The sequence below is a fragment of the Streptomyces sp. ADMS genome (assembly GCF_033441795.1).
Taxonomy (GTDB): domain Bacteria; phylum Actinomycetota; class Actinomycetes; order Streptomycetales; family Streptomycetaceae; genus Streptomyces.
In genome coordinates this window covers 1-389 of sequence record NZ_JAVFVX010000471.1, presented here as the reverse complement: position 1 = coordinate 389, position 389 = coordinate 1, and the positions used below count along the sequence as shown (strand labels likewise).

The window sequence follows — 389 nt, the reverse complement described above, 5'->3', positions numbered from 1 at the left end:
GGCGGGGGAAGTCCGGCTGGTCCCCGAGCGAGTGCGCACGGGGACCAGCCGGACTCCCGGCACCAGGGGGCGCCGGTCGTGGGAGGAGAAGCAGACGACCGCGCCCCGCGCGAGCAGCAGAGCGTGAGCGCCACCGCGTTCCCCGACCGCAAGCCGCGCCGACGCACCCGCAACCCGAGCCAGCGCACCCACAAGACGACCACCCGCCTGTCCGACACCGAGAAGACCGAGATCACCGCCGCCGCCAAGCAGCGCGCCGTCACCGTCGCCCGTTTCCTCGCTGCTGCCGGCCTCGCCGTTGCCCGCGGTTCGACCACCGTGCACACCAACGAACAGGTCGACGCCGCCATCGACGAGCTGGCCGCCCTGCGCACCGCCATCTCCCGCAT

1 pseudogene is annotated in these 389 nt (G+C 73.8%); it reads left to right on the top strand.

Features of this window, described 5'->3' with window-relative positions:
- Positions 1–123: 123 nt before the first annotated feature.
- A pseudogene (locus RB628_RS41605) lies at positions 124–389 on the top strand (hypothetical protein); the annotation flags it as partial.